The organism is Stenotrophomonas sp. ATCM1_4 (genome assembly GCF_004348115.1).
GTDB classification, from domain to species: domain Bacteria; phylum Pseudomonadota; class Gammaproteobacteria; order Xanthomonadales; family Xanthomonadaceae; genus Stenotrophomonas; species Stenotrophomonas capsici.
The window spans coordinates 2,744,028-2,761,099 of record NZ_QPFB01000001.1 but is presented as its reverse complement, the minus strand read 5'-3'; the positions used below and the strand labels follow the sequence as shown (position 1 = coordinate 2,761,099).

The 17,072-nt window shown below is 65.9% G+C and carries 14 protein-coding genes and 4 tRNA genes; 14 read left to right on the top strand and 4 right to left on the bottom strand.

The genetic code is table 11. The annotated features are described in order from the left end of the window. Nucleotides 1-25: 25 nt before the first annotated feature. The 8 genes from ATCM_RS12830 (at nucleotide 26) to ychF (ending at nucleotide 6,903) form a co-directional block, all read left to right on the top strand. Complete coding sequence (locus tag ATCM_RS12830) at nucleotides 26-1,711, top strand: tetratricopeptide repeat protein (protein ID WP_132864888.1); 1,686 nt, start codon at nucleotides 26-28, stop codon at nucleotides 1,709-1,711. Beyond that, entirely contained in the window at nucleotides 1,708-2,367 is a 660-nt protein-coding gene (gene lolB, locus ATCM_RS12825) for a lipoprotein insertase outer membrane protein LolB (RefSeq protein WP_243694015.1), read from the top strand. The genes ATCM_RS12830 and lolB overlap by 4 nt, the downstream gene beginning before the upstream one ends. Next, nucleotides 2,364-3,242: a 4-(cytidine 5'-diphospho)-2-C-methyl-D-erythritol kinase gene (ispE, locus tag ATCM_RS12820; RefSeq protein ID WP_132864887.1), complete on the top strand. Its 879-nt coding sequence runs from the start codon at nucleotides 2,364-2,366 to the stop codon at nucleotides 3,240-3,242. The genes lolB and ispE overlap by 4 nt, the downstream gene beginning before the upstream one ends. A 3-nt stretch (nucleotides 3,243-3,245) precedes the next feature. Then, nucleotides 3,246-3,322 (top strand) — tRNA-Gln (locus tag ATCM_RS12815). 113 nt (nucleotides 3,323-3,435) lie between these two features. Then, the gene (locus tag ATCM_RS12810; RefSeq protein WP_132864886.1) at nucleotides 3,436-4,395 is read left to right on the top strand and encodes a ribose-phosphate diphosphokinase; all 960 of its coding nucleotides are present in this window, start codon (nucleotides 3,436-3,438) and stop codon (nucleotides 4,393-4,395) included. A 106-nt stretch (nucleotides 4,396-4,501) separates the two neighbouring features. Then, nucleotides 4,502-5,104: a 50S ribosomal protein L25/general stress protein Ctc gene (locus ATCM_RS12805; protein WP_132864885.1), complete on the top strand. Its 603-nt coding sequence runs from the start codon at nucleotides 4,502-4,504 to the stop codon at nucleotides 5,102-5,104. A gap of 53 nt (nucleotides 5,105-5,157) precedes the next feature. Next, a complete protein-coding gene (pth, locus tag ATCM_RS12800) occupies nucleotides 5,158-5,739 on the top strand; it encodes an aminoacyl-tRNA hydrolase (protein WP_132864884.1) in 582 nt (193 codons plus the stop codon). Nucleotides 5,740-5,811: 72 nt separating this feature from the next. Continuing rightward, nucleotides 5,812-6,903, top strand: coding sequence for a redox-regulated ATPase YchF (gene ychF, locus ATCM_RS12795; protein ID WP_132864883.1), 1,092 nt, complete (start codon nucleotides 5,812-5,814; stop codon nucleotides 6,901-6,903). A gap of 466 nt (nucleotides 6,904-7,369) precedes the next feature. Here the strand turns inward: ychF and ATCM_RS12790 are convergent, their stop codons facing one another. The 4 genes from ATCM_RS12790 to ATCM_RS12780 all read right to left on the bottom strand — a co-directional run bounded on the left by ATCM_RS12790 (nucleotide 7,370) and on the right by ATCM_RS12780 (nucleotide 14,136). After that, nucleotides 7,370-8,005, bottom strand: a complete 636-nt coding sequence (locus ATCM_RS12790) for a response regulator (protein ID WP_132864882.1) — start codon at nucleotides 8,003-8,005, stop codon at nucleotides 7,370-7,372. Beyond that, nucleotides 7,980-9,815 (bottom strand): hybrid sensor histidine kinase/response regulator, encoded by a 1,836-nt coding sequence (locus ATCM_RS19365; protein WP_243694097.1) that lies wholly within the window; start codon nucleotides 9,813-9,815, stop codon nucleotides 7,980-7,982. The genes ATCM_RS12790 and ATCM_RS19365 overlap by 26 nt, the downstream gene beginning before the upstream one ends. Then, complete coding sequence (locus ATCM_RS19360) at nucleotides 9,812-11,179, bottom strand: hypothetical protein (RefSeq protein WP_243694014.1); 1,368 nt, start codon at nucleotides 11,177-11,179, stop codon at nucleotides 9,812-9,814. Before ATCM_RS19360 ends, ATCM_RS19365 begins: the two co-directional genes overlap by 4 nt. 170 nt (nucleotides 11,180-11,349) lie before the next feature. Beyond that, entirely contained in the window at nucleotides 11,350-14,136 is a 2,787-nt protein-coding gene (locus tag ATCM_RS12780; RefSeq protein ID WP_132864881.1) for a TonB-dependent receptor, read from the bottom strand. A 189-nt stretch (nucleotides 14,137-14,325) separates the two neighbouring features. Here ATCM_RS12780 and ATCM_RS12775 point away from each other — a divergent pair, with 189 nt between their 5' ends. The 6 genes from ATCM_RS12775 to ATCM_RS12750 all read left to right on the top strand — a co-directional run. Next, nucleotides 14,326-15,345 (top strand): cyanophycinase, encoded by a 1,020-nt coding sequence (locus ATCM_RS12775; RefSeq protein WP_132864880.1) that lies wholly within the window; start codon nucleotides 14,326-14,328, stop codon nucleotides 15,343-15,345. A gap of 114 nt (nucleotides 15,346-15,459) precedes the next feature. After that, complete coding sequence (locus tag ATCM_RS12770) at nucleotides 15,460-16,479, top strand: isoaspartyl peptidase/L-asparaginase (RefSeq protein WP_132864879.1); 1,020 nt, start codon at nucleotides 15,460-15,462, stop codon at nucleotides 16,477-16,479. 137 nt (nucleotides 16,480-16,616) lie between these two features. After that, nucleotides 16,617-16,702 (top strand) — tRNA-Tyr (locus tag ATCM_RS12765). Between the two features lie 24 nt (nucleotides 16,703-16,726). Continuing rightward, nucleotides 16,727-16,800: transfer RNA gene (locus tag ATCM_RS12760), tRNA-Gly, on the top strand. 37 nt (nucleotides 16,801-16,837) lie between these two features. After that, nucleotides 16,838-16,913: transfer RNA gene (locus tag ATCM_RS12755), tRNA-Thr, on the top strand. Between the two features lie 47 nt (nucleotides 16,914-16,960). Continuing rightward, nucleotides 16,961-17,072: GTP-binding protein (locus ATCM_RS12750; RefSeq protein ID WP_132866169.1), on the top strand; the 112-nt coding region annotated here is incomplete at its 3' end.

Genomic DNA, 17,072 nt, shown 5'->3' with positions numbered 1-17,072 from the left:
CCATTTTACGGCCCGGTTGCGCCAGATGCCCGTATTCCATCGCATATGCACCGTTCTGTTGCTTTCCCTGCCGGTTTTCCCGCTGTCGGCGGCCCCGGCCAAGGCCGCCCAGACGCGGCCGGCGGCCGAAGCCGCGCCGCCGCTGACACCGGTCCTTGCCGGTGAATTTTCCTTGCAGGCCGGCAAGTTGCCCGATGCCGCCCGCTGGTACCTGCAGGCCGCGCAGGAGGCGCGCGGCGACGTGGGGCTGGCTGAACGGGCCACCCGCATCGCCATGCTGGCCGGTGACGACGAGCGCGCCACCCAGGCGCTGGCGCTGTGGGCGCAGCGTGATCCGGGCGCGATCGCGGTACGTGCCACCCGGGCCTCGCTGGCCATGCGCAAGGGCGATGTCGAAACCGCGCGCAAGGAACTGCTGGTGGTGCTGCGTTCCCCCGAGCCGAACGCCTGGCGCAACGCCCTGCTGGCGCTGGCCACCGGTGGGCGTGACCCGGCGGTGCCGGCGCAGGTACTGGGCATGCTGATCGATGCCAATGCGATTCCCGAGGACCTGGAGGCCTGGCAGGAGTTCGGCCGCCTGGCGCTGCGCATGGAGCGCCCGGAGCTGGCCCAGCGGATGGTGGGTGAAGTGGTCAGGCGTTTCCCCGAGGAACCGCGGGTGGTGCTGCTGCACGCCACGCAGTTGAACCAGGCGGGCAAGAAGGAGGAGGCGCTGGCGCTGCTCAAGGACATCGAGCCCAAGGCCGCGGCCGACGTCGAGCTGCGCAATGCGCTGGCCATCGCCTACGACGCGCTCGGCGAGCCCAAGGCCGCCGAACAGGTGCTGGCGCAGGGCGATCAGGACCTGCACAGCTGGGGCATGCGTGCCTCGTTGATGGCCAAGCAGAAGGACGATGCCGCGCTGCTCGCGCTGTACGAGGACATCTCGGCCAAGGCCAGCAAGCCGGACCCGGAGCAGCGCCTGCTGCTGGGCAAGATCGCCGAGTACCTCAAGCGGTACCAGGAGGCGGTGGACTGGTACCACGGCGTGCCCGGCGGCGACCAGCGTGGCGAGGCGCAGCTGCGCGCGGTCAACGCGCTGCACCTGATGGGCGAGAAGGCCCAGGCCTTCAAGGAAGTGCATGAGGTGCAGGGTGATGCTTCCGTCGACGATGACGTTCGCCGGGACGCCTACCTGCTCGAATCGGACCTGCAGCAGCGTGACGGCGACAGCGCCGCCGAGGTGGACGTGCTGACCCGCGGCCTGTCCGCCTACCCGGACGACAGCGCGCTGCTGTATGCGCGTGCATTGGCCTGGGAGCGCAAGGACGACGTGCCGCGTGCCGAGGCGGACCTGCGCAAGATCCTGGTCGCCGAGCCGGAAAGCGTGGCTGCGCTCAATGCACTGGGCTACACCCTGGCCGATCGCACCCATCGCTATCAGGAGGCGCTGGAGCTGATCGAGCGTGCGCGCGTCGCCGAGCCGGACAACTCGGCCATCATCGACAGCTATGGCTGGGTGCTGTACCGGCTGGGACGCAACGAAGAGGCCCTGGTGCAGCTGCGCCGCGCCTGGAGCCTGACCAAGGATCCGGAAGTGGCCGCGCACGTGGGTGAAGTGCTGTGGGTGACGGGGCAGAAGGAAGAGGCGCGGCGCTTCTTCGACGAGGCCCGCAAACTGGATCCGGACAACCGCGCGTTGCTGCGCGCGATCGAGAAACTGGGTGTATGAATCAGATGACGTGGCGGGCGCCGTGGGTGCTGGTGATGGTCGGGGTGCTCAGCGCCTGTGGCTCGGTTTCAACGCGGCAGGCATCGCCGGTCACGCTGGAAGTGGCCGAGGTGTCGGCGCAGGCACAGGCCGCCGAGCAGGCCCGGCGCGATGCGCTGCGCGCGCAGCCGGCCTGGGCGTTCCAGGGGCGCGTGGCGATCAGCAAGGGCCGTAATGGCGGCAATGGTCGGATCGACTGGCAGCAGCAGGGGGGCGGTTACCAGATCAGCCTCGCCGCGCCGGTGACCCGGCAGAGCTGGCAGCTGAGCGGCGGTGACGGGCAGCCGGCCCGCCTGGAAGGGCTGGACGGTGGTCCGCGCAGTGGTGACGACGCCGGCCAGGTGCTGGCCGAGGCGACCGGCTGGGAGATCCCGGTCGAGCAGTTGCCGGAATGGGTGCGTGGTCTGCCTGCACAAGGGGCCATCGCCCCGGAACACCTGGGGTTCGATGCCGAAGGGCGTCCGCGCGTGCTGCGGCAACAGGGCTGGCAGGTCGACTACCTGGACTGGTACCCGGCAGAAGCCGGCCGGCCTGCACTGCCGCGCCGCATCGAAGCGGTCAATGGCGACGCCAAGGTGCGCCTGATCGTCGATGAATGGAGCATCGGCGCACCATGAGCCTTCGTCCCGATGCCGCAGGCTGGTCGTTCTGGCCGGCCCCGGCTAAGCTGAACCTGTTTCTTCACATCACCGGGCGCCGCCCCGACGGTTACCACGTGCTGCAGACCGTGTTCCGGCTGCTGGACTGGGGTGACCGCATCGGCCTGCGCGTGCGTGAAGATGGTCAGGTTCACCGCGAGGGGCCCTCGGTACCGGGTGTGGCCGAGGCCGATGATCTGGTGGTGCGCGCGGCGCTCGCGCTTAAAAGTGCCGCCAATTGCGCAAAAGGTGTCGATATCCGCGTTGAAAAGCGCATTCCTGCGGGCGGTGGGTTCGGCGGTGGCTCATCCGATGCCGCCACGGTCCTGGTCGCCCTGAATGCGCTGTGGGGCACGGGGCTGGACGAGGATGCGCTGGCCACCCTCGGTCTGGCGCTGGGTGCCGACGTACCCGTGTTCGTGCGCGGCCGCAGCGCCTGGGCCGAGGGCGTGGGCGAGGAGCTGCTGCCGATCCGGCTGCCGCAGGCCTGGTACGTGCTGGCCGATCCGGGGGTTCACGTGCCCACGGCTGAACTTTTCCGTTCGCCGGATTTGACGCGGGATGCCGCGCCCGTGAAAATAGCGGACTTCGCTTCCGGGACCGTCCTCGGGAATGCGTTCGAGCCGGTGCTGCGGCGTCGGGAACCTGCCATCGAGGCGGCGTTCCAGGCCCTGTCAGGTATCGGTCGGGCACGGCTCACGGGGTCGGGAAGCGGTTGTTTCGTCGAGTTCGCCACGCGCGCTGCCGCAGAGCAGGCATTGGCGGAGTTGCCGAAGGAACTGCGGGCTTGGGTGGCCGCGGGTGTTGACCACTCGCCACTGCTCGATGCGCTGGAGACGACGGGAATAGTTTGATGCAGGGGCGTCGCCAAGAGGCCCAAGGCACCAGGTTTTGATCCTGGCATTCGTAGGTTCGAATCCTACCGCCCCTGCCATTCCTTTCCCTGTGGTTGTAAGCGCAACGGATGTGCGCGCCCCGGAACACGCATCATCTCTGCAGTAACCCGCCGATCCTTCCGCTACTCGTCCCCCGCCCGAGAGAGCTGTCATGCAAGACTCCCCGAACCTGCTGGTCTTTTCCGGCAATGCCAACAAGCGCCTTGCGCAAAGCATCTGCAAGGAGCTGGGGGTCCGCCCGGGCAAGGCCCTGGTGTCGAAGTTCTCCGACGGTGAAGTACAGGTCGAGATCCAGGAAAACGTCCGCAAGCAGGACGTGTTCGTGGTGCAGCCGACCAGCGCGCCGAGCGCGGAAAACCTGATGGAACTGCTGGTGATCATCGACGCGCTCAAGCGCGCGAGCGCCGCCTCCGTCACCGCGGTGGTTCCGTACTTCGGCTACGCCCGCCAGGATCGCCGCATGCGTTCCTCGCGCGTGCCGATCACCGCCAAGGTCGCCGCCAAGATGTTCTCGGCCGTGAACACCGACCAGATCCTCACGGTCGACCTGCACGCCGACCAGATCCAGGGCTTCTTCGACATGCCCGTGGACAACGTGTACGCCTCGCCGCTGCTGCTCGCCGACATCTGGCGCGCCTACGGCACCGACAACCTGATCGTGGTCAGCCCGGACGTCGGCGGCGTGGTACGCGCCCGCGCCGTGGCAAAGCGCCTGGATGATGCCGACCTGGCCATCATCGACAAGCGCCGTCCGCGTGCCAACGTCGCCACCGTGATGAACATCATCGGTGACGTCGAGGGCAAGACCTGCGTGATGGTCGACGACATCGTCGACACCGCCGGCACCCTGTGCGCCGCCGCTGCCGCCCTCAAGGCGCGTGGCGCGCTGAAGGTCGCCGCGTACTGCACCCACGCCGTGCTCTCCGGCCCGGCGGTGGACAACCTGAACAACTCCCAGCTCGACGAGCTGGTGGTGACCGACACGATCCCGCTGTCCGAAGTGGCCCGCGTCTGTCCCAAGATCCGCCAGATCAGCGTGGCCGAGATGTTGGCCGAGACGATGCGCCGCATCGCCTTCGGTGAGTCGGTCAGCTCGATGTACGTGGATTGATTTTCCGGTCCCTGGCATCCGCCGGGGATCACAACAGACTCTTCTGGTCGCGGAAGAGTCTTTACGCAGCGCCGCGAGGCGGTGCATCAACCTAGAGTAGTCAACAATGGCAAAGTCTCACGAAATCAAGGTCGCCCGTCGTGACGTGCAAGGTCAGGGTGCGAGCCGCCGCCTGCGTCACGCTGGCGTGGTGCCGGGCATCGTTTACGGTGGTGATCGCGAGCCGGTGAAGGTTCAGTTCAACCACAACGAAATCTGGCTGGCCCAGTTCAACGATTGGTTCTACTCGTCGATCATCGACCTGAACCTCGACGGCACCATCCACAAGGTGCTGCTGCGTGACATGCAGCGTCACCCGTACAAGCAGCTGGTCATGCACCTGGACTTCCAGCGCGTGAACGACAACGAAGTGCTGCACGCTTCGGTGCCGCTGACCTTCATCAACGAAGACACCTCGCCGGCCGGCAAGTCCGCCGACGTGCTGGTCACCCACGAACTGAAGGAAGTGAACATCGCCTGCCTGCCGAAGGACCTGCCGCAGTCGATCGAAGTCGACCTGGGCGAGCTGAAGGCTGGCGACATCATCTACCTGTCGGGCCTGAAGCTGCCGGCCGGCGTGGAAATCCCGGCGCTGAAGCTGGGCAAGAACCACGACGACGCCGTGGTCATCGCCAAGACCGCCGGCGCTGAAGAAGCATCGGCCGAGTAATCGGCAATGCCCGGTCCGCCCTTCGGGGCGGGCCAGGCAGATGATTCGTACAGATGACTGGATTGCGATTGATCGTCGGCCTGGGTAACCCCGGCCCCGAGCACGCCCGGACCCGGCACAATGCCGGGTTTCATTTCGTAGAGGCCCTGGCACAGCGGCAGGGCGCGCGCTGGACGCTGGAAAGCAAGTTGTTCGGCGAAGTGGCCAAGGTCGAGATCGGTGGCCAGTCGGTCTGGCTGCTCAAGCCGTCGACGTTCATGAATCTTTCCGGCAAGTCGATCACCGCCGCACAGCGCTTCTGGAAGATCGAGCCCGAACAGACCCTGGTCGCGCACGATGAACTGGACATGCCGCCCGGCGTGGCACGGCTCAAGTTCGATGGTGGCCACGGTGGCCAGAACGGCCTGCGTGACACCATTCGCCTGCTCGGTCACGGCAAGTTCCATCGCCTGCGTCTGGGCATCGGCCATCCCGGCCACAAGGACCGCGTGGTGGGCTGGGTGTTGAACCGCCCGTCGCCGCAGGATGCGGTGCTGATGGACCAGGCCATCGATGCGGCCATCGACGTGATGCCGTTGGCGGTGGCAGGGGATTTCAATGAGGCCATGAAGCGGTTGCACACCGCCCGGCCATGATTGCGGCTTGCGTTTTCCCGGGCGATGGCCCGCGGGAGAGCGCAAGCCGGAATCTCGAATCGTGGAGTTAGCATGGGTATCAAATGCGGCATCGTCGGTCTGCCCAACGTCGGCAAGTCGACCCTGTTCAATGCACTGACCAAGGCGGGCATCGCCGCGGCCAATTTCCCGTTCTGCACGATCGAACCGAACGTCGGCATCGTGCCGGTACCGGATCAGCGTCTGAACGAACTGGCCGGCATCATCAACCCGCAGAAGGTCGTGCCGACCGCGGTTGAGTTCGTCGACATCGCCGGCCTGGTGGCCGGTGCCGCCAGCGGTGAAGGCCTGGGCAACAAGTTCCTGGCCCACATCCGCGAAGTGGACGCGATCACCCACGTGGTGCGTTGCTTCGAACACACCGACATCATCCACGTCGCCGGCCGCGTCGATCCGATCGCCGACATCGACACCATCGACCTGGAACTGGCGCTGGCCGACCTGGACAGCGTCGAGAAGGCGCTCAACCGCGCCGAGCGTGCCGCCAAGGGCGGCGACAAGGAAGCGACCGCGCGCAAGCCGGTGCTGGCCAAGCTGCAGGCGGCGCTGTCCGACGGCAAGTCCGGCCGCAGCGTCGGCTTGGACGATGAAGAAAAGGCGCTGGTGCGCGACCTGTTCCTGCTCACCCTCAAGCCGGTGATGTATATCGCCAACGTGCTGGAGGATGGCTTCGACAACAACCCGCACCTGGAGGCCGTGCGTGCGCGTGCCGCCACCGAAGGTGCCGAAGTGGTGCCGGTGTCGGCGGCCATCGAGGAAGAGCTGTCGCAGCTGGACGACGAAGACCGTGACACCTTCCTGGCCGACCTGGGCCTGGAAGAGCCGGGCCTGAATCGCGTGATCCGTGCCGCCTACAACCTGCTGGGCCTGCAGACCTACTTCACCGCTGGCGTGAAGGAAGTCCGCGCCTGGACCGTGCGCAAGGGGGCCACCGCGCCGCAGGCCGCCGCGGTGATCCACACCGACTTCGAGAAGGGCTTCATCCGCGCGGAAACCATTTCCTACGCCGACTTCATCAAGTACCGCGGCGAAGCCGGTGCCAAGGAAGCCGGCCGCCTGCGTCTGGAAGGCAAGGAGTACCGCGTGCAGGAAGGCGACATCCTGCATTTCCGCTTCAACGTCTGATTCGCGGACGTTGCCGCATCACAAGGCCCCGCACCGCGGGGCCTTGTTGTTTCTGCCCGATGGTGCATACGTGCGATGTGGTGAATTATTGACCAGTGGTTGAAGCGCCTTGTCGCGCAAGGGCTGCAAGCACTTATCCACATGCTTCTCCCATCGCTTTCCACATGGGGTGTGGAAAACCGTCCGAGTGCTGGCATCCATCCCCTCCCTCTGGCGAAACCAAGGGGAGGGCGGGGGACGAGGCGCTCGCTGCCGGTGCCGGGATTGCACGCTGGCGAAAATATGATCACGCTTTCGAAACCCTTGCAGCGCAGGGGCTGCACGCGGTTATCCACACGCTTCTCCCATCACTCTCCACATGCCATGTGGAAAACTGCATGCGCACCACGGTTTCCCCCGGCAATGCAGCGTCCACGCCGTGATCAGCGGCAGGTTCCCGCCTGGTACGCGACAACGCAGACTGCGATCACCGGAACAGATCCGACGCCAGGCAGAACGAGATCAGTTCCTGGTCGGTGCGTGTGCCCAGCTTGCGCATGGCGCTGACCTTCTGCGTGCTGACCGTCTTGATGCTGCGGCTGAGCAGGCGCGCGATATCCCCCACCGAGCGGCCGTTGGCGAACAGGCGCAGCACTTCGAACTCGCGTGGCGACAACCGCGCGGCAGGCGTCATGGATACCGCGGCGCGGTCAGCCCATGTCTGCTCCACCGGTCGGTAGATGCGGCGTGCCAGCAGCGCGGACAGCGCGAGCCCCAGTTCGGCGGAGTCACCGCTTTTCCGCACCACACCACCGGCACCGGCGCGATACATCGCAGCGATGATCGACGGGTTGGACACCATGGTCAGCACCAGCAGGCGGCTGTGCGGGAAATGCCGCAGCAGATAGGAGACCAGCTTGATGCCATCGCCCAGTGCGTCGTTACCCGGCATGTTGTAGTCGGTGATGACGATGTCCGGGGCATGCGCATGCATCAGCGCCACCAGCGAGGAGGGGTCCTGCGCCTGGCCGACCACTTCCAGCCGGGGGTCGCGCTCGATGGCGTGGCGGATGCCGGCTAGGACGATCGGGTGATCGTCAGCGATCACTACGGTTGCGTGCATCAGCCTCCTCCGTCCCTGCTGCGGGCATCGGCGCAAGTCGCGACGCTACCGGGCCGGCCGTCTCCAGTTGGCGCAGTGCGCCCTCCAGCCGGAAGACGAATGTGTTGGTTGCATCGATGGCCTCCGCCCAAGGGGCGGAGCCGGCCACCTGCCGCTCGGCGAGCTGGGCGGCATCGGCCAGGCCAGTGGCCGAAACAACGACCAGCGCGCCACGGATCCGGTGCAGCAGCTGCGAGGCCAGTGGGCGTTCGGCATCGGCCATTGCTACACCCAGGTGGCTGATGTCCGAACGCATCGTGTCTATGAACACCTGCAGTACGTCCGCTGGCACCTGCAACGCATCCGTCGTGGTGGAAGGGGCAGCGACAGGGGCGAGGGCGGGTTCCTCCAATGCCTGATGGGGGGACAGACCGAGCGTCGCCAACTGGGCCTGCAGCGCCTGCAGGGTGATGGGCTTGAACAGGCAGTCGTCCATGCCAGCCTCGCGGCATAGCGCACGGATTTCGGGCGCGGCGTTGGCTGTGGCGCCGATGATCGGCGTCGAGATGCCGACCGCGCGCAGCCGACGCGCCAATGCGTAGCCGTCGATCCGCGGCATGTTGATGTCGCTCAGGATCACGTCGAAGTCGCGTGCGCGGCAGCAGGCCAATGCCTCGCAGCCATCGGCGGCCAGGGTCGGCTGGCAGCCGAGCGCTTCGAGCTGCTCCTGGAGCAGCAGGCGATTGATAGGGTTGTCCTCGACCACCAGCACCTGCAACCCGAGGGCATGTCCATGACGGGGAGCAGCGGGGGGCGCAGGCAACAGCACCCCCTGCTGCAGTTGTGCCACGCCGGCGGCGATGGCGCGGATGCTGAAGAGGCTGACGATGCGTTCGTCCGGCCGCGCCGGATGAGCGATGGGCTGGTCGCCGGCATCGGGCGTGGTGATCACGCGCGGGCCGGACCAGGACAAGGGCGCCGCGCCGCCGGGATCGCTGTCCACCAGGATGGCGCCCGGTTCGATGGCCTGCATCAAGCCCGGCCATGGTCGTGCCGTGGCGCCCCAGCGTTGCAGCCATTGGCAGGCGCTCTCGGTCAGCTCCAGCACCGGGCAGCGCACATACACCACCGGTTCGGCGAGCAGGCGCGGCGTGTTCCCATCATCTTCCGCGGCGGAGGGTAGTGGTAGGCGGATGGTGAAGCTGCTGCCCAATCCGGATGCACTGACCAGCTGCAGCTCGCCATGCATCTGTTCGACCAGATGGCGACTGATCGACAGCCCCAGCCCGCTGCCCTCCGCGCGGTGCTGGCCTTCGACCTGCTGGAACGGCTTGAACAAGCGTGCTTGGGCCGCTACGGGAATGCCCACGCCGGTGTCGGTGACCTGCCAGCAGATGCGCTGCATGCCGGTCTCGTCCTGTTCGGGCCAGACCCGCATCACGATCCGCCCGCTGTCGGTGAACTTGATCGCGTTGCTCAGCAGGTTGCCCAGGATCTGGCGGATGCGATCGGCGTCGCCGGTGACATGCATCGGCAGGGTCGGGTCGGTGCAAACCATGATCTGCAGCTGCTTGCGCAGCGCTGCATCGGCATAGCTGCGCAGCGTCGTCTCGGCAAGGTCCAGCGGGCAGAACGGTGCCGGACGGATGCCGAGCTGTCCCGATTCGATCCGCGAGACGTCCAGTACGTTGCTGATCAGCTGCAGCAGGACCGCCGAGGACTGTTGCAGGGTTTCCAGCAGGCGCGCCTGCCGTGGATCCAGCGAGGTGCCGGCAAGCAGTTCCAGCGTGCCAAGCAGGCCGTGCAGCGGCGTACGGATCTCATGGCTCATCGTCGCCACGAATGCGCTCTTGGCCTTGCTGGCGTTGTCGGCCGCCAACTTTGCATTGGCCAGCGCGGCCTGGATCTGGCGGTGTCGGCTGATGTCGCTGAACACGCACAGCAGTACGTCTTCATTGTGGTAGCGGGTGGCGCTGTACAGCACCTGCAGCTCGCGGCCATCATGCGTGGTGAAATCGCGTGCCTGCCGGGCCGCGGTGGAGGCATGGCTGCTGCGGGCGATGCTGCGCCACGCCGCGTTCCAGTCCTCGCTGCGATGGTCTGCGCCAACCAGTCGCGTGCCAGTTGGTTCTCCAGCATGATCTGGCCATCGTGGCAGCGCAGCACGCAGATGCCGACCGGCGCCATCTCCACGACCGTGCTGCCGAAATGGAAACTCTCCAACAGCTGCCGGTGCTGGTCACGTGCCGGGCCGATGATCTGGCGGTCGAGCTTCAGCGTCAGTGCGCGCAGGGTGACGGCCGCCACCACGCATAGCAGCAGGGTCACCGCCAGGGGCATGCCGATGTCCTTCAGCAGCCGCGCGGGGCGGACATGCTGGACCAATCGCCAGTCGTCCCGGCCGATCCCCTTCAGCAATGTCAGCCCGTGCAGCCAGGCGAAGCCGAAGCGATCACCCTGCAGTTCGCGCAACCCTGGCGAGGGCGGCGCTCCCTTGCCAGGGTTTGTGGGAGGCACCGGCTGTCCACTGGCATCGAGTAGCGCGCAGGCGCTGGTGGTGCCGCAACCAACGACGGCGGCGGATGCTGCGGCATCCAGGGCCAGTACCAGCCAGTGCTGCGGTACGGTGGCATCATCGATGGCGCGATAGAGGTGGATCGTGCCCGGTGCCTGCGGCGAGGCCAGCCATTGCACCTGCGGGGGGCTCTGCCCGGGCGCGGCATGCAGGCGCAGGAGGGTTGCATCCACGCCGATGGGGACGCCTGCGGTTTCGGTGTTGATCGGGGAGAGCCAGTGCCCGGAGGCATCAGTGCCCGGGCCCACGTGGATCAGCCGCACCCCCAGTTCCCGCAGGGTGCGCTCGGCCGGTGCGGGCAGCAGCAGTTGCAACTGCTGGCGGCTGCCAACCTGGCCCAGCGGCAGGTGCCGGACCGCGCCTTCGATCACCGGGAGGGGAGTGTCCTCCCGCAAGGGCACCTGCACGACCGAATCGGCCAGGTAGTTCAGCAGCGCTTCGCGTTGGTCGAAGTAGAGCTGGGTGCGGTAGGCGCGGGCGTTCATGTCGCGACGGTGCTGCGACACTGCTTCGTCCAGCTGGCCCAACAGGTAGAAGACGGCGGTTCCGAGCAGGCACAACAGCACACACAGCGAGAGTGCGCGCAGCAGGACGCTGGCGGCGACCACGGGGGCGTCCATGGCATGACGCCGGGGAAGAAGGCGGTGCATCGCTGCATGCTAGGGAGCGGCCACTGACGCGCACATCAGTGGATTCCTAAATTGCCATCCGAGAACTGGAGGCGCCGCTGGATGGCGAAAAAACGAAGCCCGCCTTGCGGCGGGCTTCGGGTACGGCAGTCAATCGATGATCACAGCGGTTTGCCGCCCAGCTTCCAGGTCACCTGCACGAAGTAGCTGCGGCCGATGGTGTCGAACCACGAGGTGTTGTAGTACGGATAGGCAGCCCAGGTGGCATCCTTCGGCGGCATCTTGTCGAACAGGTTGTTGACCGTCAGCGACACCCGCAGGTGGTCGGTGATGTCATACCGCGCCGCGGCGTTGAAGCGCCAGGTGGCCTCGGTCCACGCGTCGTTGTCGTAGTTGGCGACGCGGCCCAGGTAGTTGCCGAACAGGCTGGCACCCCACTGGTCACGGTCCCAGCTCACGCCCAGGTTGGACTTCACGCGCGGCATGGTGGTGTCGACGAAGGTGACGGCCAGCATGTCCTCGGTCGGGTCGCCGGGATACTGCTGGCGGGTGTGGTTGCGTGCCCAGGTGTAGCTGCCGCTGAGGTTGAAGTTGCCGATGCGGGTGGTCGGCAGGCGGTAGTTGGCGGTCACGTCCACGCCCGAGGTCTCCTCGCGGGCGATGTTGATCGGCGCGAAGTGGACGCTGGTGATGGTACCGTCGGCGTCCCGGATGACACGGGCCAGCGCATCGACGCAGGTCGGCGAGTTGATGTCCACCGCCGCACCGCTGTCGGTCACGCCCAGCCGGCAGTTGGCTTCGGTGATGCGCAGCACCTCGCGGTCCTGCGACTGCACCTGGTTCATCACCTTGATCTTGTAGTAGTCCACCGCCAGGTCCAGGCCGTCGATCGGCGACCACACGAAGCCGGCCGTGAACGACTTGCTGGTCTCCACGTCCAGCTCCTCGTTGCCGGCATAGACGTCGAGGGTGTTGGTGTCCCAGTCGCCCTCGTCGTAGCACTTGCCATTGTTGAAGCCGGGTTCATCGGTACGGCACTGGTAGTAGTCGGTGGAAACCTTGCGGTAGAAATCATCGCCGGCGAACAGGTAGTGCATGTCCGGCGCGCGGAAGCCGGTGCCGTACGAACCGCGCACCAGCAGGGTGTCGAACGGGCGCCATTCCAGGCCGGCGCTGTAGGTGAACTTGCCGGGGTTACGGTTGCCGAAGCTGTAGCGGTCATAGCGGCCGGCCAGGCTGGCTTCCAGGTTCGAAGTCACCGGCACGCGCAGTTCGCCCGCCGCGCTCCAGCGGTTGCGGCTGCCATCGCCATCGCCGTACTGCGGGCCGTAGTAGGCATCGGCGGTCAATGCCAGCGGATCGGGATTGATCGCATACGACTGGCGGCCGTACTCGATGACGCCGGCAAAGCCCACGTCACCGGCCGGCAACGAGAACAGCGAGCCATTGTCGGCGGTGAAGCTGACGTTGTCGTTCTTCGCCTCGGGGCGGAAGGTGGACATGGCGGCGAACGAGGCAAACTGCGCCGCCGTCAGCGGGGTGTACAGGCGGGCCGGATCGGGGTTGTAGATCGCATAGCCATCGGCGTCGTAACCCAGGCGTTCGCCCAGGAAGAAGCGGTTGGCGGCGTCGGCCTTGATGCGCGGCATCTTCACGTCGGCCTTGTACTGGGAATGGTTGTAGGCCGCTTCCCAGTTCCAGTTCTCGCCGAACATGCCCTTCAGGCCGGTGGTCACCGCCAGTGTCTTCTGGGTGGTGGTGTTCATGCGGTTGCCCAGGCCGCCCACTTCCTCGGGGCTGAACTGCCGCTGCCAGATCTCGTAGTGGCCGGTGCCGGCGTTGTAGAAGACCTTGTCGTTGTTGTCGGTCGAGGCGGGGTCGTGGAACTCCCAGCCCATGTTGTCGCTCACCGCATTGTTGCCGCCGTTGCCGGTCATCAGCTTGACCTTCTGGTGGCCCAGCTGGACATCGGCGAACCACGACAGCGCGTCGTTGAAGCGGTACTCGAACGAACCGTAGGCGGTGGCGCCCTTGCGCTCGTTGACGATGGTGCGATAGCCGACGACGCGGTCGCTGCCGCAGTACGGCTCGCCATAGCGGTCGGCGGCCAGCGTGGTGCTGCCGCCGTTGAGCGCCCCCAGGTTCGCGCATGCGCCTTCCGGGTCCATCGCCACGTCATCGTCCACGTCATAGCGGCGGGCCACCAGGTGCAGCAGCCGGCTGCGCTCGGTCGGGCCGTCGAACGTGGAATCCTGGGCCTTGCGATCGCTACCCCACAGCGGACGCTTGTTGATCAGTTCCACGCCGACGATGCCGGTGAAGTTGCCGCGGTCAAAGCCGGTCGTCAGGGTCAGGTCATGCGATTCACCGCCGCCGCGACTGGTGTCGCCGTAGCGGTAGTCGATGGTGGTGCCATCGGTGGATTTCTTCAGGATGAAGTTGATCACGCCAGCCATCGCGTCGGAGCCGTACACGGCCGAGGCGCTGCCGGTGAGCACTTCGATGCGGTCGATCATTCCCAGCGGAATGTTGCCGACGTCGGTGAAGTTGCTCTTGCCGTTGAGCGGGAGGGGGAAGTCGGCGATGCGGCGGCCGTTGATCAGCACCAGCGTGTGATTCGGTCCGAGTCCACGCAGGTCCACGGCCTGTGCGCCGGGCGTGGACTGTGCGCCGGTGGTGTTCTGCTGTCCCTGCGTGTAGCCGTTGTTCTGGCTGAGCGCGCGAAGTACATCGGGTACCGAGGTCAGGCCGGCGGCCTTGATCTGTTCGGCATTGATGACACTGATGGGTGCGGGCCCCTCCACCTGTGCGCGCGGGATGCGCGAACCGGTGACCTGCACGGTATCCAGTTGTTGGGGCTGGCTCCCCGAAGTGGTTTGGGCCATGGCCGGTGCGGTCATGGCGAGCAGGGCCAGCTGTATCGAACACACCATTGCGTGCTTACGCATGAATCAGCTCTCTGATGAAAAGTGTTCTGGAAATCCCCCCGGCAGTTCCTGTCAGGAAACGCCGCCTACCCCTGTCAGAAACTGTGAATGGGGTTCCTGCATCTAACACCTTTTTTACATGCTTGACCACTGCCGAAAAGTCTGGCATTACGCCTGAAAGCGATTACATGTGGTCGGTGGATGATGGGGATGAAACGCGTGAATTTCTGCCTTGGGCGGCTGGCGCTGGTGCTGTTGGCGCTGGGCATCGCCGGTACCGCCGTGGCACAGGCCGGTGCTGCATCGCAGAACGGTTACCGCTATTACCAGATCGGCAACCTCGACACGCCGCGCCCGGGCAAGACGGAGGCGGCGATGCTGCTGATGGGCGGCGGCGACTGGGCCCCGGAGGCATTCCACTGGTGGGTCGAGCGTGCTGGCCATGGACGGGTGGTGATCCTGCGTGCTTCCGGCGACGATGAGTTGCAGAAGGAACTATTCAACGACGTCGGTGGCGTGACCGCGGTGCAGACGCTGGTGTTCGACAATCGCGCCGCCGCCGATGATCCGGAGGTGTTGCGCGTGGTGCGTGGCGCCGACGCGATCTTCATCGCCGGCGGTGACCAGGCGCGTTACATCCGTTTCTGGAAGGGAACGCAGCTCAATGACGCACTGAATGCGCATGTGCGGGCGGGCAAGCCGATTGGCGGCACCAGTGCCGGGCTGGCCATCCTCGGGGCCTATGCCTATGGCGCGCTGGATGGCGGGAGCGTCGATTCGGTATCCGCACTGGGCGACCCGATGGGCAGCGAAGTCACCATGGACAAGGATTTCCTCACCATGCCCTTCCTGTCCAATGTCGTGACCGACACCCATTTCGCCAAGCGCGACCGCTTGGGTCGGCTGATTGTCTTCGTCGCCCGTGCGGCCCGGGACAGCGGCAAGGGCGACATCGTCGGGATCGGCGTGGACGAGGATACGGCCCTGTGTGTGGAAGCTGACGGGCGTGCGCGGGTGTACTCGCTCAACGGGGGCTACGCCTGGCTGGTGATGCCGCAGCGCGCCGCCGAGCGGCTCACCGACGGCGCGTCGCTGGAGTTCACTGCCATCCCGGTGACCGGCGTGGGTGCCGGCAGCCGCCTGCACCTGGACGGCTTCAAGGTGGACAACGCGGCTTTCACCGCGGTGGCCAGCGTGGTCGATGGTGAGCTGCAACTGCGCCCGAACTGAAGCTGCGGTGCGATTGACCGGAAAGAAGGGGCCTCGGGCCCCTTTTTCGTGGGTCACTGTTCAGCCTGTCGATGGCGTGCCTAGAATCGCCGTTCCTACCTGGAGTGATGAAACATGAAGCTGACTTCCGCGGTACTGCTGGGCCTGGCGTCGTTGTCTGCGGGGGCTGCCTGGGCGGCGCCGGCCTCCCCCCTGCTGGTCATCCATGGCGGTGCCGGCGTGGAGCGCAAGGGCTTCAGTGCGGAAGAAGAGCGTGCGGCACGTGCGGCATTGACCGAAGCGCTGCGTCGCGGCCATGAGGCGTTGATGGCGGGCAAGCCGGCGATGGATGCGGTGACCGCTGCGATCACCGTGCTGGAAAACGATCCCACGTTCAATGCAGGACGCGGTGCCGTCTTCACCCACGACGGAAAGAACGAGTTGGATGCCTCGCTGATGGACGGCGCCACCCTGCGCGCCGGTGCCGTGGCCGGCGTGCATACGGTGAAGAATCCGATCCTGCTGGCGCGCGCGGTGATGGAGCAGTCGCCGCACGTGATGATGGTCGGGGAGGGGGCCGAGTTGTTTGCGGCCGAGCAGAAGATCGAACTGGTCGATCCGTCCTACTTCCGTACCGAGAAGCGCTGGCAGCAGCTGCAGGAAGCACTGAAGGAGGAGGCGGCGGGGCAGGCGCACGCCAACCTGGAGACCGCCAAGCACTTCGGCACCGTGGGCGCGGTGGCCCTGGATGCCCAGGGCAAGCTCGCGGCGGGCACCTCCACCGGTGGCATGACCAACAAGCGCTACGGTCGCGTGGGTGACTCGCCGATCATCGGCGCCGGAACGTACGCCAGCGACCAGTGCGCGGTGTCCGGCACCGGTTGGGGCGAGTTCTACATCCGCCTGTCGGTGGCCCATGAAGTCTGTTCGCGCATGAAGTACCTGCACGAGAGCCCCGCCCAGGCCGGTGACGAGGTCGTGGTGAAGCGTGTGCCGGAGCTGGGGGGCGATGGTGGCGCCATCGTGCTGTCCGCCGACGGCAAGGCGGCCACGCCCTTCAATACCGAAGGCATGTACCGGGGCTGGATCGGTGCCGACGGCGTGCCGCACGTGGCCATCTTCGCGGACGAAAAACTCAAGATGCCGGGCGAATGACGGGGCAGGGCGGGGCCCGCCAAAAAACTTCAACGGATGTGAAGATTTCTGTTGACAGCATGAGGGCATATCACCAGAATAGCGGGCTCACCCACCCCTGACCGGTTCGGCCAAGGTCCTAGACAAGGGAGTGGTGCGGAGGGATACCCAAGCGGCCAACGGGGGCAGACTGTAAATCTGCTGGCTTACGCCTTCGGTGGTTCGAATCCACCTCCCTCCACCAGTTTTGCGTTGTGGCAGTTCCCTTGCGGGAGTAGTTCAATGGTAGAACCTCAGCCTTCCAAGCTGATGGTGCGGGTTCGATTCCCGTCTCCCGCTCCATTGAACATTATGAAAAAGCTGCCATAATAGACAACTCGCTCACGTAGCTCAGTCGGTAGAGCACCTCCTTGGTAAGGAGGAGGTCGAAGGTTCGATTCCTTTCGTGAGCACCATCTTGCTGTAAATGCCATAACCAACTTGTTACCGAGAAGAAGCAGCCATGTCCAAGGGTAAGTTCGAGCGTACCAAGCCGCACGTCAACGTCGGCACCATCGGTCACGTTGACCATGGCAAGACCACCCTGACCGCCGCGCTGACCAAGATCGGTGCAG

Bases quoted from the DNA above. Each gene is read 5' to 3' on its own strand.
- ATCM_RS12830 (WP_132864888.1), top strand. From the start codon at position 26: ATGCCCGTATTCCATCGCATATGCACCGTTCTGTTGCTTTCCCTGCCG.
- lolB (WP_243694015.1), top strand. From the start codon at position 1,708: ATGAATCAGATGACGTGGCGGGCGCCGTGGGTGCTGGTGATGGTCGGG.
- ispE (WP_132864887.1), top strand. From the start codon at position 2,364: ATGAGCCTTCGTCCCGATGCCGCAGGCTGGTCGTTCTGGCCGGCCCCG.
- ATCM_RS12810 (WP_132864886.1), top strand. From the start codon at position 3,436: ATGCAAGACTCCCCGAACCTGCTGGTCTTTTCCGGCAATGCCAACAAG.
- ATCM_RS12805 (WP_132864885.1), top strand. From the start codon at position 4,502: ATGGCAAAGTCTCACGAAATCAAGGTCGCCCGTCGTGACGTGCAAGGT.
- pth (WP_132864884.1), top strand. From the start codon at position 5,158: ATGACTGGATTGCGATTGATCGTCGGCCTGGGTAACCCCGGCCCCGAG.
- ychF (WP_132864883.1), top strand. From the start codon at position 5,812: ATGGGTATCAAATGCGGCATCGTCGGTCTGCCCAACGTCGGCAAGTCG.
- ATCM_RS12790 (WP_132864882.1), bottom strand. From the start codon at position 8,005: ATGCACGCAACCGTAGTGATCGCTGACGATCACCCGATCGTCCTAGCC.
- ATCM_RS19365 (WP_243694097.1), bottom strand. From the start codon at position 9,815: ATGAGCCATGAGATCCGTACGCCGCTGCACGGCCTGCTTGGCACGCTG.
- ATCM_RS19360 (WP_243694014.1), bottom strand. From the start codon at position 11,179: ATGGACGCCCCCGTGGTCGCCGCCAGCGTCCTGCTGCGCGCACTCTCG.
- ATCM_RS12780 (WP_132864881.1), bottom strand. From the start codon at position 14,136: ATGCGTAAGCACGCAATGGTGTGTTCGATACAGCTGGCCCTGCTCGCC.
- ATCM_RS12775 (WP_132864880.1), top strand. From the start codon at position 14,326: ATGAAACGCGTGAATTTCTGCCTTGGGCGGCTGGCGCTGGTGCTGTTG.
- ATCM_RS12770 (WP_132864879.1), top strand. From the start codon at position 15,460: ATGAAGCTGACTTCCGCGGTACTGCTGGGCCTGGCGTCGTTGTCTGCG.